15 protein-coding genes are annotated in these 16,209 nt (G+C 33.4%); 12 read left to right on the forward strand and 3 right to left on the reverse strand.

The window, feature by feature from the left end; all coding sequences use genetic code 11:
* Window positions 1-81: 81 nt before the first annotated feature.
* The 3 genes from QW060_RS04925 to gldA are packed head-to-tail and all read right to left on the reverse strand — an operon-like array spanning window position 82 to window position 2,937.
* Entirely contained in the window at window positions 82-1,335 is a 1,254-nt protein-coding gene (locus QW060_RS04925) for a sensor histidine kinase (RefSeq protein ID WP_290362541.1), read from the reverse strand.
* Window positions 1,336-2,010, reverse strand: coding sequence for a response regulator transcription factor (locus QW060_RS04930; RefSeq protein WP_290362542.1), 675 nt, complete (start codon window positions 2,008-2,010; stop codon window positions 1,336-1,338).
* Between the two features lie 30 nt (window positions 2,011-2,040).
* Window positions 2,041-2,937, reverse strand: a complete 897-nt coding sequence (gene gldA, locus QW060_RS04935; RefSeq protein WP_290362543.1) for a gliding motility-associated ABC transporter ATP-binding subunit GldA — start codon at window positions 2,935-2,937, stop codon at window positions 2,041-2,043.
* Between the two features lie 125 nt (window positions 2,938-3,062).
* Between gldA and QW060_RS04940 the strand changes: the two genes are divergently transcribed.
* The 12 genes from QW060_RS04940 to QW060_RS04995 all read left to right on the forward strand — a co-directional run bounded on the left by QW060_RS04940 (window position 3,063) and on the right by QW060_RS04995 (window position 16,184).
* Window positions 3,063-4,145: a chorismate mutase gene (locus QW060_RS04940; RefSeq protein WP_290362544.1), complete on the forward strand. Its 1,083-nt coding sequence runs from the start codon at window positions 3,063-3,065 to the stop codon at window positions 4,143-4,145.
* Window positions 4,146-4,160: 15 nt separating this feature from the next.
* Window positions 4,161-5,126, forward strand: coding sequence for a ribosome small subunit-dependent GTPase A (gene rsgA, locus QW060_RS04945; RefSeq protein WP_290362545.1), 966 nt, complete (start codon window positions 4,161-4,163; stop codon window positions 5,124-5,126).
* Window positions 5,127-5,160: 34 nt separating this feature from the next.
* On the forward strand, window positions 5,161-7,041 hold the full coding sequence (locus QW060_RS04950) for a DUF3857 domain-containing protein (RefSeq protein WP_290362546.1): 1,881 nt from the start codon (window positions 5,161-5,163) through the stop codon (window positions 7,039-7,041).
* 2 nt (window positions 7,042-7,043) lie between these two features.
* On the forward strand, window positions 7,044-9,074 hold the full coding sequence (locus tag QW060_RS04955; protein WP_290362547.1) for a DUF3857 domain-containing protein: 2,031 nt from the start codon (window positions 7,044-7,046) through the stop codon (window positions 9,072-9,074).
* A complete protein-coding gene (gene dtd, locus QW060_RS04960) occupies window positions 9,075-9,527 on the forward strand; it encodes a D-aminoacyl-tRNA deacylase (RefSeq protein ID WP_290362548.1) in 453 nt (150 codons plus the stop codon).
* Window positions 9,524-9,751, forward strand: coding sequence for a hypothetical protein (locus QW060_RS04965; protein WP_290362549.1), 228 nt, complete (start codon window positions 9,524-9,526; stop codon window positions 9,749-9,751). The genes dtd and QW060_RS04965 overlap by 4 nt, the downstream gene beginning before the upstream one ends.
* 33 nt (window positions 9,752-9,784) lie before the next feature.
* Window positions 9,785-10,111: a nucleotide pyrophosphohydrolase gene (locus tag QW060_RS04970; RefSeq protein ID WP_290362550.1), complete on the forward strand. Its 327-nt coding sequence runs from the start codon at window positions 9,785-9,787 to the stop codon at window positions 10,109-10,111.
* A gap of 104 nt (window positions 10,112-10,215) precedes the next feature.
* A complete protein-coding gene (locus QW060_RS04975) occupies window positions 10,216-10,815 on the forward strand; it encodes a SatD family protein (RefSeq protein WP_290362551.1) in 600 nt (199 codons plus the stop codon).
* Entirely contained in the window at window positions 10,812-11,540 is a 729-nt protein-coding gene (locus QW060_RS04980; RefSeq protein WP_290362552.1) for a DUF3307 domain-containing protein, read from the forward strand. Before QW060_RS04975 ends, QW060_RS04980 begins: the two co-directional genes overlap by 4 nt.
* On the forward strand, window positions 11,541-12,776 hold the full coding sequence (locus tag QW060_RS04985) for a 3-phosphoshikimate 1-carboxyvinyltransferase (RefSeq protein WP_290362553.1): 1,236 nt from the start codon (window positions 11,541-11,543) through the stop codon (window positions 12,774-12,776).
* 113 nt (window positions 12,777-12,889) lie between these two features.
* Window positions 12,890-13,939 (forward strand): tRNA preQ1(34) S-adenosylmethionine ribosyltransferase-isomerase QueA, encoded by a 1,050-nt coding sequence (gene queA / locus QW060_RS04990; RefSeq protein ID WP_290362554.1) that lies wholly within the window; start codon window positions 12,890-12,892, stop codon window positions 13,937-13,939.
* A 106-nt stretch (window positions 13,940-14,045) separates the two neighbouring features.
* Window positions 14,046-16,184 carry a M3 family metallopeptidase gene (locus tag QW060_RS04995; RefSeq protein WP_290362555.1) on the forward strand — a complete coding sequence of 713 codons (2,139 nt, stop codon included), beginning with the start codon at window positions 14,046-14,048 and terminating at the stop codon, window positions 16,182-16,184.
* Window positions 16,185-16,209 lie beyond the last annotated feature (25 nt).

Genomic DNA, 16,209 nt, shown 5'->3' on the forward strand with positions numbered 1-16,209 from the left:
AACAAACAATTTAATTTTGAAGAAATTTTGAAGAGAATTTGTGTTTTCTTTGATATTTTAAACAAAAGGATGTTTTTTGTCTTAAAATTGTAATGTTAGTATATGTTTGCCTTCTATATATTCATAATTGACTTTATAAGAATATAAATCTGCAATCTTTTTAACAATTGCGAGTCCTATTCCGATAGAAGAAGTGTTTTGATTATCTTTTTTAAAACGTTTGAACAGCAGATGAGGTGCAAAAGGAGGTTTTTTACCCGTATTCTTGATGACAAGTTTTTCACTATTTAAAGAAACTTCAATACTGCCGTCAGCCTGATTATGCTTAAGTGCGTTATTGATGAGATTGGAAAAAAGAATTTCTGCGAGGTTTTTATCAAAGTTGATATAGACATGTGGTTCTATTGCGGTGTATAGTCTAATTTCCCGCATTTCAATCAGATCGTGTATGGAATACAGACTGTTTTCGATTACTTCAGAAAGATTCAATGGTGTCTCCGTAATTTCAAAATGCTCAAGTTTGGTTAACAGATTTAAAGCATGATGCAGACGGGATACACGGTTCAACTCGTTGTACATTACTGATAGCTCTGACAATTGGTATTCATTGAGATCGGTCTGCATTAATAATTCAATTTTTGCTTTAATAACAGCAATGGGCGTCTGCAATTCGTGAGAGGTATTTTCTGTAAGTTCTTTGAGTGATAAATAATCGCTCTTAGATTTTTTTACCATTTTTTCCAGAAAGGCGTTGAGTCGGTTAAATTCGTAGGTAGTGGTTTTTTCGAGTTTAAAACGTTCTTTATCTTCAATATTAAATGAAGTAATGGCGCTTAGGGTTCTGTAAAAAGGGGCTAAGATACGGGAAGAGATCAACTGACTGATGAGTACCACCAGAGAGAGAAGAAAAATAAAGGTCCAGGCAAATACCATAAAAATACCGGTAAGGTATTCATTATCTGCTTCAATAAGAGAAGCTCTGCTTTCAATTTTGTATAATTGATGATTGATATAAGGAAAGGAAGTTACTTTAATCAGATTTATGGAATCACGCAACTGATCGTTCCACTGATGTTGCTCCGAAATAATTTCATCAATTTTTAGGGAATCTGTTCCCAGTTTATATATAGAAACATAATTGAATGTTTTTAAGTCTTCAATAGATTGACCTTTTTGCAGTTCTGATGTAACATAGGTATTCAGGTTTCGGAGTTTTCCGATGGTGGACTGTATCGGACTTCTTTTTACCGCTACATAAATAATCGTAAAACCAATGCTTAATACTAAAAAGGAAGTAAGTACATAGCTTATGGTATATTTATTAATGAGCCGCATTTAAGAATTAAATTTATAGCCTAATCCATATACAGTGCTGATATAATCTTCTCCTCCCGCATCCGTAATTTTTTTTCTCAGATTTTTTACGTGTTGGTACACAAAATCAAAGTTATCGAGATTGTCTGTATAATCACCCCAAAGGTGAGAAGCTATTGCCTGTCTGGTAACTACACGGTTTTCATTATTAATAAAATAAATAATAAGATAGGTTTCTTTTTTTGTAAGATTCAGTTTGGTTGTATTAACTGTCACCTCCATAGAAAGCAAATCAACCGTGATTTCTCTGAATTCCAAAAGAGAAGAGGTATTGTGGTTCTTTCTTCTCATGACAGCTTTGATCCTGGAATAAAGTTCGGGCAGGTGAAAGGGTTTGATGATATAGTCATCAGCTCCTTCGTCTAATCCGGCCAGTTTGAAGTCCAGTGAGTCTTTAGCTGAAATAATGATAACACTACTTTCGATACCTTCTTTGCGTATCAGTTTGAGTAGATTCAATCCGTTTCCATCAGGAAGCATTAAATCAAGAATGATACAGTCGTAAGTATAGAGTGCCAGTTTTTCTCTTGCAGAATCAAAAGTTCCCGCTACTTCACAAATGTTTTTCTCATGTGTCAGGTAATCGGAAATACTTTTTAGGAGTTCTTCATTATCTTCTATTAAAAGTAATTTCATATTATCGATAACTTTAAAGACAACAGTCTTTTATTGCGTTTTTTCCCTGAACAACGTTTCCAGATTCTTGTTCTTTGTATTCAGTGCCAGAGTCTTTAAACCCATTTCCTGTGCAAAATCAAAAATAGCAGGACGCATGTCTTTATCGGCTAAAAAAACAAGCTCCCATTGATTGTCATGGGTATTGGTATAAGATTTTATATGCGGAATTCTTTTAATAAATTCTTCTTCCACTTTATAATCAAATTCGACTTCAATTATTTGTTCGTTTTCAGCAGTAAATACATTTTGCAGTTTCTTGTCTTCAACGATTCTTCCTTTGTTGATGATGATAACGCGATCACAGATAGCCTCTACTTCCTGCATGATGTGAGTAGATAAAAAAACCGTTTTATTTTTACCGATATTTTTAATTAATTCCCGGATTTCTACCAATTGATTAGGATCTAATCCCGTTGTTGGCTCGTCCAAAATCAACACTTCAGGGTCGTGTAACAATGCCGTTGCCAAACCAACGCGCTGACGATACCCTTTAGAAAGTTCTCCTATTTTTTTTCCGGCTTCAGGCGTTAATCCTGTCAGTTGTATCACTTCCTCAATTCTTGAATAAGAAACTTTATACACATCAGTATTAAATGCTAAATATTCTCTGACATATAAATCAAGATACAAAGGATTGTGTTCCGGGAGATAGCCTACACATTTCTGAACTTTTTTCAGTTCTTTAGAAACATCAAATTCATTTATTTTAGCAATTCCTTCATCAGCATTTATATAGGTAGTCAGAATCTTCATAAGTGTAGATTTTCCGGCACCGTTAGGACCTAAAAACCCCACAATTTCCCCTTTATTTACTGTAAAAGAAATAGCATCTAAAGCTTTTTGAGTTCCGTAAAATTTAGAAATATTATTAACGTATATTGACATACTTATACTGCTTGGTTTTCAACAAATGTAGGTATAAAATCATTTATTTTAAAGTTTTGGAGAACGATTCTGTAAGAATAATAAAAGCCTGTATGTTTTTTAATAATAAGATGTAAATTTGTACTATGAATAATAAAGTCTCGTTCAATAATTGGCTTACAGATCTGAACGCTGAACAACCGTTTGTGATTGCAGGTCCATGCAGTGCAGAAACTCCGGAACAGGTATTGGAGATTGCTCATGCGATAAAAGGCAACGTATCTGTTTTCAGAGCCGGTATCTGGAAACCAAGAACAAGACCGGGAGGTTTTGAAGGAGTAGGAGCCATCGGTTTGAAATGGTTGCAACAGGTCAAAAAAGAAACAGGAATGTTGCTGGCAATTGAGGTAGCTACCGCAGAACATGTGCGCCTGGCTTTAGAGTATGATATAGATGTATTATGGATTGGAGCACGTACTACGGTTAATCCTTTTGCAGTTCAGGAAATAGCTGATGCACTTCAGAATACCCACAAAGTTGTTCTTATTAAAAATCCTGTCAATCCTGATTTGAGTTTATGGATAGGAGGTGTAGAGCGTTTACAAAATGCCGGGATTAAAAAATTGGGATTGGTGCACAGAGGCTTTTCAACCTATGAAAAAACCAATTACCGAAATGTGCCTGAATGGCAGATTGCAATAGATATCAAAGAAAAATTTCCACATATACCTTTGATATGTGATCCTTCTCATATAACCGGAAACCGGAATAAAGTTGAGGAAGTAGCACAACAGGCATTAGATTTGCATTTTGACGGGCTTATGATAGAAACTCATACTCATCCTGATGAAGCATGGAGTGATGCGGCACAGCAGGTAACGCCTGAACAATTGTTGGATATTATGGGACGGTTACAAATTCGGGATGTAAACCAAACGGATCATGAATTTAATATTAAATTGCAAACCTATAGGGAACGTATTGATAAGCTCGACACTTCAATGCTGAAAATATTAGGGGAACGTATGCTTATTGTCGATGAAATAGGGCATATTAAAAGAGAGCAAAATGCTTTGGTCCTTCAAATAGAAAGATGGCGCGAAGTATTGAATAAAATGAAAACAGAAGGCAGTCAATTCAAGTTGGGAGAAGATTTTGTAACGTCTTTGTACAAAGCCATTCATCAGGAAAGTATTGACAGACAAGATAAAATTATAAATAAAAAATAAGTTTTAGCATCAAATATGACAGGAATCGTTTATAAATCTACCGGCAGCTGGTATACCGTTAAGGCAACTGACGGAACTTTCTATGAATGCAGAATTAAAGGTAAGTTTCGTATCAAGGGAATTAAAAGTACCAACCCGATTGCTGTAGGAGATGTAGTCGATTTTGAGTTAGAACTTTCTGCAGATACCACCACAGGGTTGATTCATACGATTCATGAGCGCAAAAACTATATTGTAAGAAAATCTGTAAATCTTTCTAAACAGGTTCATATCATCGCTTCTAATATAGATCTGCTCTTTATTTTGGTTACCATTAACAATCCTGTGACGACGACGAGTTTTATCGATCGTTTGCTGGCTACGGCTGAAGCTTACGGAATAGAAGCTGTTCTGGTATTTAATAAAGTAGATACTTTTGATGAAGCAACATTAGATGAACAACTTTATCTGCAGCATATATACACCGAAGTAGGCTATAAGTGTATCCGTATTTCTGCTGTAGAGCGCAAAGGGCTTGAAGTATTAAAAGATTTGATGAGAGATAAAGTCTCTATGTTTACCGGTCATTCAGGAGTAGGGAAATCAACATTGGTAAATGCATTACAACCTGATTTAAACATAAAAACAAAAGAGATTTCTGATCAGCATCAACAAGGGCAACATACCACAACTTTTGCAGAAATGTATGATTTAAGCTTTGGAGCCCGGATTATTGATACACCGGGTATTCGCGGATTTGGTATGGTAGAAATGGAAAAACAGGAAGTAGGAGACTATTTTCCTGAATTTTTCGCTTTAAAAGACCAATGCAAGTTCAATAACTGCTTACACAAAGAAGAACCTCAATGTGCTGTAAAAGAAGCATTGGATAATGACGAAATTTTTTGGTCACGATACAAAAGTTATCTTCAGATTTTAGAAGGAGATGATGAAAACTATCGTACAGATATGTATGCTGATGGTAAAAATCAGGATGTATAGATAGAGTCCGTAAATTATAAAACAAAAATACACTATGAATTTAAAAGTACTATTATTTTTAATGGTTTTTCCGCTTGCGGTATTTTCTCAAAATAAAGATATCAATCCGGAATTATTAAAAAAAGTAAATTCTGTTATACTTGATGAACATGTAAATGTCAAGATTTCTTCAGTAAGAAATATGCATATTTCACAGAAAAAGAGTATTATGATTATGAATAAGAAGGGAATAGAAGATATAAATGCTTATGTTTACTTTTCAAAATCAACTAAAGTAAAAGATGTCCAAGCAGAGTTATTAGATATATCCGGAAAAAGTATTAAAAAATATAAAAAGAAAGATTTTAAAGAACAATCTACTTCTCAGGGATTTGAGGTTTCAGATGACAGAATTTTATTTTTAGACATAAATTATAGTAACTTTCCTTTTATTGTAAACTTTGAATCTGTAATAGAAACAACCAATACAGCTTTTGTACCTAATTATTTTCCATTGAAGAATTACAATCAGAGCATTGTTCATTCAACATATCAATTGGATTATCCTGAATCAATCGATTTAAAAGTGAAAAATACAAAGTCAAATGTTTTCAGTATTAATGATAAAAGTAGTAACGGAAGTAAGGTATATGAAGTAAGTAATATTGAGGCAATTGAACGTGAATATTTGTCCCCGAGTTTATATCAAGTCTTACCGAATGTGAGATTTTCGTTGCCTGTTTTTCATTTAGAGGGTTACGACGGCAAAGCAAATTCATGGCAGGAATTTAGTGCATGGATGTATAATGATCTTTTGAAAGGGACTGAGTCACTCTCCTCCGAAACAGTATCAAGAATAGAAAGTTTGACCAAAGATTTCTCCAGCGATTTGGATAAAATAAAAATTGTATACAAATTTGTGCAAAATAAAACCAGATATATAAGCGTACAATTAGGTATTGGCGGATGGAAGCCAATGTTAGCAAAAGATGTAGACCGGTTAGGTTATGGAGATTGTAAAGCATTGACGAATTATACCCGTGCTTTGTTAAAAGCAATAAACATTGAGTCCTATTATACTGTCATTTATGGAGGTAGCTCCCAAAGAGATATTGATCCTGATTTTACTGCTTTGGAAGGTAATCATGCTATTTTAGCTGTTCCTTATAAAGATGACTACATTTGGTTAGAATGCACCAGCCAGACCAATCCCTTTGGTTATATAGCAAATTTTACAGATAATAGATATGCACTTATTATTGATGAGAATAAGGGGCAGATTATAAAAACAAAAAAATATCAGGACAAAGACAATCAATATCTTAACTCAGTAGCAGCGTCAATAGATAATAAAGGAAACCTAAAGGCGAAAATAAACCGAAGTTATTTGGGAAGCAAACTTGATGATATTCTGTCAGTCAGTAAATTGGATGATACTGATAAACAAAAATATTACAGAGAAGAATTTAGTCAACTTATCGATTTATCATTTTCAGAACAGTTTTTGCAACTCCAAGAAAATGAAAATGCTATGGATGAAAAATTAGCATTTTCTTCTTCAGGATTTGCTAAAAAAGCAGATACCTATTTGATGATTACTTTAAATCCTTTAATAAAAACGTATTCTACGCTCGGAGACTCTAATCGTAAGATGGATATTATCATCCAAAGAGGATTTGTAGATATCAATGAAGTTATATTAAATATACCTGAAGGCTATAAAGTTGAAAGTTTGCCTCGAAAATTGCTTATAGATAATAAGTTCGGAAAAATAGCAGCGGATTTTTTAATTGAAGCAAATCAGATAAAAGCGAATTATACATTTGAATTGAAATCCGGTCAATATACTAAAGAAGAACAAACGGATTTAAGAAGTTTTTTCAATCAGTATTTTTCTGTTATTAATCAAAAAATTTTACTTACCTCTAACTTATAATCATGAAAAAAACATTACTTACACTTCTTTTGTTTTTATTTACCTTTTTATTCTATTCTCAGGAAAGAAAAATAGGTAAAGTAACTGTTGAACAATTAAAGGAAACTCAACATTCCAAAGAATCGGATGCTCCGGCAGCTATACTATTTTCAATAGGTCATTCTGAACTTTATTACACAGGATCAGATCATAAAATAAAACACAATGTTAAACTTAAACTTAAAATATATAAAAAAGAAGGTTTAGATTGGGCTAATAAAACAATTTCCTTTTATTCACAGAATAATAATACAAGAGAGATTATTAAAATCAATGAAGCGAATACTTATAATTTAGTTGATGGTAAGATTGTTAAGACTAAATTAAAAAGTGATGGCGAATTTGTAGAAAAAGTCAATGAGTACTGGTCTATAAAAAAAATAGCATTTCCAAATGTAAGTGAAGGCTCTATTATTGAACTTGATTATACAGTAGATTCACCTTTGTTAATGACGCTTCCTGATTGGAATTTCCAGACCTATATTCCCACAGATTATTCAGAGTTAACTACTTTAGTTCCTCAATTTTTTGCTTACATGCCTTATTTTAGAGGTTCTTTACAACCAAAAATAAAAACGAATATAAAGGATATCCAAATTGACCTGAAAAACGGTGATGCTATGTATAAATCTAAGGGGTTTGCAAATGTATTGTATAAGCAGGGATCTAATTCAGCTTTGGTAAACTTGATGGAAAATGAAATTACGTATTCTTTGTCAGATATTCCTTCCATAAAAAAAGAAAACTATGTAAATAATATAGAAAATTATATCTCAACTATAGAACATTCTCTCGTTTCCATTAATTATGGGAATGGTAATGTTAAATCATTTTCTATGACAGATGAAGATTTGGTAAAACATATTTATAAGTCTGATTCATTTGGTACAGAATTAAAAAAGACAAACTATTTTGATGCGGACCTAAATGGATTATTAAAAGATTTTGAAGGCAATCAGATTCTTAAAATGGAGCTTATTTACAATTTTGTTAAAAATAAAATGAACTGGAACAAAAAAAATTCCTTTTATGCTACTTCATCTTTAAGTACTGCTTATAAAAATAATGAAGGTAGTGCCGCTGACATCAATTTAATTCTTATTGCCATGTTTGAAAAAGCTGGTTTTAAAGCAAATCCGATATTATTGAGCACTCGATCAAATGGTATTAAACTCTACAATACACTACAATCGTATAACTATGTAATTGCGGGAGTAGAAATAGAAGGAAATCTATATTTGTTAGATGCAACAAATAAAAATCTGACACCGAATATTTTGCCTGTAAATACATTGAACTGGAAGGGAGCTTATCTTTTAAATCAAAAGATTCAAACAGTGGATTTATATCCATCTTTTATTTCTCCCCTAAAAATTGAAATTAATGCAACAATTAATGATGAGAATAAGGTAGTGGGTAAAATAAAAGAAGATTATTACTTGTACAATGCTTATGTTAAAAGAGAAATCTACGGTAAGATTACAAATGATGATTTCCAAAAAAGACTAAGTGCAAATTATGCAGGTTTAAAAGTAGATAATTTGTTTATTCAACGGTTTAATGATTTAAACAAACCGTTAACGTATTCCTATTCTTTTACAGATTCAAATAGTATTGATGTTATTGGTGAAAAATTATTCGTCGATCCAATGCTCTTTTTTACAGAAACAGAACATGAATTCAAATCGCCTACACGAGACTTTCCAATTGATTTTATTTATCCGAGTTCACAAAATATATTGATTAATATGGAAATTCCCGAAGGTTATATAGTTGAAAAAATACCAGAAAATAAGACCATTATTAGTGATGAAATGATAGGTTTAAATTTTGAATATAAAATAGTACAAAAAGAAAATAATATGTTGGGTATAATTTATAAATTAGAAAAACGAAATTCTTTAATTTCTAATACAAATTATGCACAGGTAAAAACTTTTTTCGATTCTGTAATTTTAAAAAATACAGAAAAAATAATATTAAAAAAGATATAATTGAAAGCAGTTATTCAAAGAGTTTCGGAAGCTTCGGTTACGATTGAACATCAAAAAGTAGCGGATATTAAAACCGGACTTCTTATTCTGGTGGGTATTGAAGATGCAGATTCGGAAGAAGATATTAAATGGTTGTCTTCAAAAATCATTAATTTACGTATTTTTAATGATGAACAAGGTATTATGAATGTATCCGTCAAGGAAGCGGGAGGAGATATTATTCTGGTGAGCCAGTTTACTTTACATGCTGCGGTTAAAAAGGGAAACAGACCTTCTTACATCAAAGCTTCAAAACCCGATATGGCTATTCCGGTGTATGAAAAATTGATTAAACAGTTACAGTATGATTTGGGTAAACTTATACAAACCGGAAGTTTTGGAGCCGATATGAAAGTGCAGCTTTTAAATGATGGTCCGGTAACTATCATTATAGATACAAAAAATAAAGAATGATGAAGGATTTTTTTGTAAAAATAGGATTGTATACCCTTATATATGCACTGATTACCTTTGTTTTTTCAGATGATTTTGAACAGATGAGTAATGGGGAGCAGTTTTCTTTGGTAAATGCAATAGGAAAATATCTGTTCTTTTTATTAGCCATGTTGATTTTCGATTTTGTTATAAAAAAGATTATATTCAGAAGTAATACTGGAAAAAACTCAAAAAAGATATAAAAATAAAATAATACAGTTTATATTTAAAAATAGATGAATATACAAGATGCACAGGCTGCTGTTGATAGCTGGATAAAAGAACATGGAGTCCGTTATTTTAACGAATTGACCAATATGGCACAACTTACAGAAGAAGTAGGTGAGGTAGCAAGAATCATTGCCCGTCGATACGGAGAACAATCTGAAAAAGAAAGTGATAAAGACAAAGATTTAGGGGAAGAACTTGCTGATGTTGTTTTTGTAGTTCTTTGTTTGGCCAATCAAACCGGAATTGACTTACAGGCAGCATTTGATAAAAAAATGGAAATGAAGACCAAACGTGATCACAACCGCCATCATAGTAATGAAAAATTAAAGTAGTTTAAAATCGTCTTTTCAGGCGATTTTTTTGATTATCGTCTTTTTAGGCGATTTTTTCGATTATCGCTTATATAAGCGATTTTTTTGTATCTTTCCTAAAAAAAATGAAAGCGGTTATTACAGGTGATATTATCAATTCGCAAGAATCAGATACAGCAGAGTGGTTAGAGATCTTAAAAACATCGTTGTCAGAAATAGGCAAAAAAAATAAAGAATGGGAAATTTTCAGAGGAGACAGTTTTCAGTTACTCACAGAAGCTTCCATAGCTTTACATGCTGGTTTTCAATTAAAAGCCCATGTCAAAACAATAAAAGGTTTAGACGTGCGTATGGCAATTGGTATTGGTGATGTCACTTATTTTTCAGATAAGGTCACTACATCAAACGGATCGGCATTTGTAAACTCCGGAGTATGCTTTGATGAACTTAAAAAAAATACTTTGGCCATAAAATCGCATAATGTAGATTTTGACGAAACATTTAACCTGATTTTTCAGCTTGTCACAAAATTTACCAATGACTGGACACCTGCTTCTGCGGCAATTGTTGCTACAGCCCTTGAGCAACCGGGATTAAATCAATATCAGTTAGGTGAAAAATTATCGAAGAGCCAAAGTACTATTAATGCCGCTTTAAAAAGAAGCGGATATGATGAAATAAAAAATGTAATGGCTTTTTATAAAGATAAAATAGAAAAGATATGATGACCTTTTTTTTACAATTGCTATTAGCACATTTGATCGGAGATTTTCTTTTACAGCCAACTGCTTGGGTAAAGGATAAAAAGAAGTATAAAATCCGCTCCAAATACCTTTATTATCACATAGGAATTCATTTTTTGCTCTTATGTATTTTAACCCGGTTTGACAGCACCTATTTTATTACAATTCTATTCATAGCCCTTTTTCATTATCTGATTGACCTGATGAAACTCTATTTTGAAAAACCAAAATATGTAAAAGAATGTTTTTTTCTGGATCAGTTCTTACATTTAATTACGCTTTTTTGTGCTGTAAACTATTTTTATCCGTTCTCCTTAAAACAAGGAATAGATATCCTATACGAACCACAGAACTTAGCGTTGCTTGTCTCTTTATTATTAGTTACATATGTGACGGCAATTGTACAAAAACTATTATTGTCTAAATGGACAAAACAGAATCATATAGAAGGCAATGTGAATACCAACTATGCCGGAAAGTACATCGGAATTCTCGAAAGACTGTTTATCTTTTTATTTGTAGTGATGAACTTCTGGTCAGGAATAGGCTTTTTGTTGGCAGCTAAATCAATATTCAGATTCGGGGACTTAAGACGCTCCAAAGATGTCGCTTTGACAGAATACATACTGATCGGTACCTTTCTGAGTTTCGGATTCGGAATCATCTTTGGTTTGTTGTATAAATACGCTATCCATTCTTTTTTATAAATGAACATTCGCTTACATAAAATAGAAAAACCTGAAAGCAGAATCATAAAAATATCAGGTTCAAAATCAGAAACAAATCGTGCTTTGTTACTAAAAGCATTACAGCATTCGATACAAATAGAAAATGGGTCTGATTCAGATGATTCATATCTCATGCTCCAGGCTATATCAGAAAAAAAAGAAGTGATTGATATAGGGCATGCCGGAACAGCAATGCGCTTTTTAACAGCCTATTTTGCGATTCAGCCCGATTGTTCCGTAATAATAAAAGGTTCTGATCGTATGCATGAGCGTCCCATCGGAATTTTAGTAGAGGCATTAAAACAATTGGGAGCGGAGATCCATTATCTGGAAAAACAGGGCTATCCTCCGTTAAAAATCATAGGAAAAAAATTAATTCAAAATAGAATTTCCATCCAGGCAACAGTAAGCAGTCAGTATATATCCGCTCTATTACTGATAGCTTTCAGGTTAGAAAACGGACTCCGGTTACAACTCATAGGAAAAGTCACTTCTGTACCTTACATAAAAATGACGTTACAGATGCTTAATAGAATAGGAGTAAAAACAGACTGGACAGATGATGTGATAACCGTTTATCCTGCTTCTGAATTAGCAGATACTACATTATCGATAGAAAGTGACTGGTCTTCTGCTTCCTACTATTATGCTATAATTGCTCTATCTCCTGTAGGAACATTCTTAGAACTTAGAGACTTTGAAAAAGAAAGCCTTCAGGGTGATGCCTGTATTATCAGAATCTATGAAAATTTTGGCGTTACCACACATTTCAAAGGTAAAAGCATCCGATTGGAAAAAGTGGCTTCTCCGGCAAAAGAGTATTTAGAAGCTGATTTAACAAATGCTCCGGATATTGCTCAAACCATAGCAGTTACATGTCTTGGTCTCAATATATTGTGTAATCTTACAGGACTCCATACGCTGAGAATCAAGGAAACAGATCGTTTACAAGCATTAAAAAATGAAATAGAAAAATGGGGAGGTACTGTTTGTATAACAGAAAACTCTTTACAGCTCACATCAAAAATAAATATCAACCGGGATACAAAACCGGTATTAATCAAAACATACCAGGATCATCGTATGGCGATGGCTTTTGCCCCTTTGGCTTTAAAAACAACGTTAGATATTCAGGAAGCAGAAGTAGTCTCTAAATCATATCCTGATTTTTGGAAAGATTTAAAAAAGATAGGTTTTAAAATGCAGGAATTATAAAGGTTTTGTAAAATAAATGGGCTTTTACTTGACAACGCCTGTTTTGAGGTCGTATATTTGCAGGCTCAAAGCTTTTTATTCGCTTTGATTTAACTAAAAAAGAGGTACATAGTATGAAATTATCTAATTTCAATTTTGATTTACCAGCTGAGCTATTAGCTGAGTTTCCTGCAGAAAACAGAGATGAAGCACGCCTTATGGTGGTACATCGTAAAACTGGAGAAATTGAACACCGATTATTTAAAGATGTTATTGAATATTTTGAAGAAGGCGATGTAATGGTATTAAACAATACAAAAGTTTTTCCTGCTCGTCTTTACGGAAATAAAGAAAAAACCGGAGCCCGGATTGAAGTTTTCTTATTAAGAGAATTAAATGCAGAGCAACGTTTATGGGATGTATTGGTAGATCCTGCCCGTAAAATCCGTATTGGAAATAAATTATATTTCGGAGAAGATGATTCATTAGTGGCAGAAGTTATTGACAATACCACTTCTCGTGGTAGAACCTTGCGTTTTCTTTATGACGGTTCTTATGAAGAATTCAGAAATAAATTGACAGAACTTGGTGAAACCCCTATCCCTAAGTACATCAGCAGAGAAGTAACTCCTGAAGATGAAGAACGTTATCAGACCATATATGCAACCGAAGAAGGAGCTGTAGCAGCACCTACTGCCGGACTGCATTTCTCAAAACACTTATTGAAGCGTTTAGAAATCAAAGGTGTCGATTTTGCAAAAGTAACGCTTCACATTGGGTTAGGGACTTTTAATCCGGTTGAGGTAGAAGATTTGTCCAAACATAAGATGGATTCAGAAGAACTTATCATTACTCAGGAAGCATGTGATATTGTGAATAAGGCAAAGGCAAACCGCAAAAAAGTTTGTTGTGTAGGAACTACTACTATGCGTGCAATGGAGAGTTCAGTATCTTCCAATAAAACCTTGAATCCGTTTATCGGCTGGACCAACAAATTCATTTTCCCACCGTATGATTTTAGTATCGCAGATGCTATGATTACAAATTTTCATATGCCAAAATCAACTTTGTTGATGATGATCTCCGCTTTTTGTGGTCATGATCTCATGGAAAAAGCGTATGAAGAAGCGGTAAAAGAAAAATACAAATTTTACTCTTATGGAGATGCCATGCTTATTCTCTAAAATAGTTTAAAATAAAATAAAAAGGCTGTCTTTACTAAGACAGCCTTTTTTGCGATTATAAATATTCATTTCATTTTTGTATTTTTACAGGGAAACATAACAAATTATGAGAAAAAGAACTGCTATTTTATTAACTGCCGTTGTAGGTTTTGCTGTATCTTGTGAAAAAAAACAAAATAAAGCGATGATATCAGGAGAAGATAATCCTTTAATTGCAGAATGGAATACACCTTATGAGCTGCCTCCATTTGAACTGATTCAAACGAAACATTTTGAACCGGCAATTTTAGAAGGAATTAAAGAACATCAATCAGAAATTGAAGCTATTGTTGCATCTAAACAGGCACCAACTTTTGAAAATACTATTGAAGCAATAGAAAAATCGGGAAAACTTTTAAACAGAGTTACTACGGTGTTTTATAACCTCACAAGTGCAGATACAAATGATAGTTTACAGAAACTGGCTCAGGATCTGGCACCAAAGTTATCAGAACATTCAGATAATATTAAATTGAATGAAAAGCTTTTTGCCAAAGTAAAAAAAGTGTACAACGACCATCTGATTGCCAATGCAGAAAAAATACAACTGTCTCCCGAACAAAAAGAACTCTTGGAAAAAACGTACAAAAGTTTTGTTCGCAGTGGAGCCAACCTTTCTGCAGAAAATAAAGAAAAGCTGCGAAAACTCAATAGTGAGCTTTCTGTATTATCTTTAAAATATGGAGATAATCTGTTAAGCGAAACGAACTCTTATGAACTTGTTGTGGACAACAAGGCTGATCTTGCAGGATTACCGCAAGAATTAATAGAAACAGCAGCCAATGAAGCCAAAGCAAAAAATAAAGATGGAAAATGGATTTTCACTTTAAGCAATTCATCAGTCATGCCATTTTTACAATATGCTGAAAACAGAAACTTACGGCAGACTTTATGGAATGCTTACCAACTCAGAGGTAATAATAATAATGACAAAGACAATAAAGAAATTGTTGCCCGTCTTGCGAATTTGAGAATGCAAAAAGCACAACTTCTCGGATATAAAAACCATGCGGCTTATGTATTGGAAGAAAGTATGGCCAAAAATCCCGAAACGGTAAACAAGCTTTTGAATCAACTCTGGATTCCAGCATTGGCAAAAGCAAAAGCTGAAGCTGCTGATATCTATGATATGATGAAGCGCGATGGTATCGATGAAGATGTAACGCCGGCTGATTGGCGTTTTTATGCTGAAAAAATTCGAAAAGAGCGTTATAACTTAGACGAACAGGAGCTTAAGCCTTATTTTAGTATTGACAAAGTCAGAGATGGAATTTTTGATGTTACGGCGCGTTTATATGGTCTTCAATATAAAGAGCTGAAAGATGTTCCGAAGTATCATGAAGATGTAACAGTTTGGGAAGTTTTGGAAAAAGATGGTACCCATTTAGGAATTTTGTATATGGATATGTATCCGAGAGCTTCTAAAAGAGGAGGAGCATGGATGACATCTTACCGGGAGCAAAGCTTTGAGAATAATAAACGTAAATCGCCTGTAATTTCCATTGTGTGCAATTTTAGCAAGCCAACTGCCAATGCACCTGCATTATTAACTTTTGATGAGGTATCTACGTATTTTCATGAGTTTGGGCATGCCTTGCATGGATTACTGTCCAATGTACATTATCAGAGTCTGGCAGGAACCAATGTTCCCCGGGATTTTGTGGAATTACCTTCTCAGATTATGGAAAACTGGGCAGCAGAACCAGAAGTATTAAAATTATTTGCCAAACATTACCAGACAGGAGAAGTAATTCCGGATGCCTTAATTCAAAAAATGAAGAAAGCGGGAACTTTTGATCAGGGATTTGCTACTACAGAATATTTGGCAGCTTCACTTTTAGACATGAAATATCATACTATTGAAAAGCCGATAACAGAAGACATCAATAGTTTTGAAGTAAATACGATGAAAAATGTAGGAATGATTGATGCCATTATCCCGAGATACAGAAGTACTTACTTCAGCCATATTTTTTCAGGTGGTTACTCGGCAGGGTACTACAGTTATATCTGGTCAGAAGTTTTAGATTCAGATGCTTTTGAAGCTTTTAAATCTACTTCACTATTCAATCCTGAAGTTGCACAGTCCTTCAGAATGAATATTTTACAAAAAGGAGGTACAGAAGATCCACAGGTTTTATACAAAAACTTTAGAGGAGCTGATCCTAAAATAGAACCTCTTCTGATCAAGAGAGGATTAAAATAATAAAAAAAAGGTTGCCGAGCAACCT

This window comes from Paenimyroides ceti (assembly GCF_030409925.1).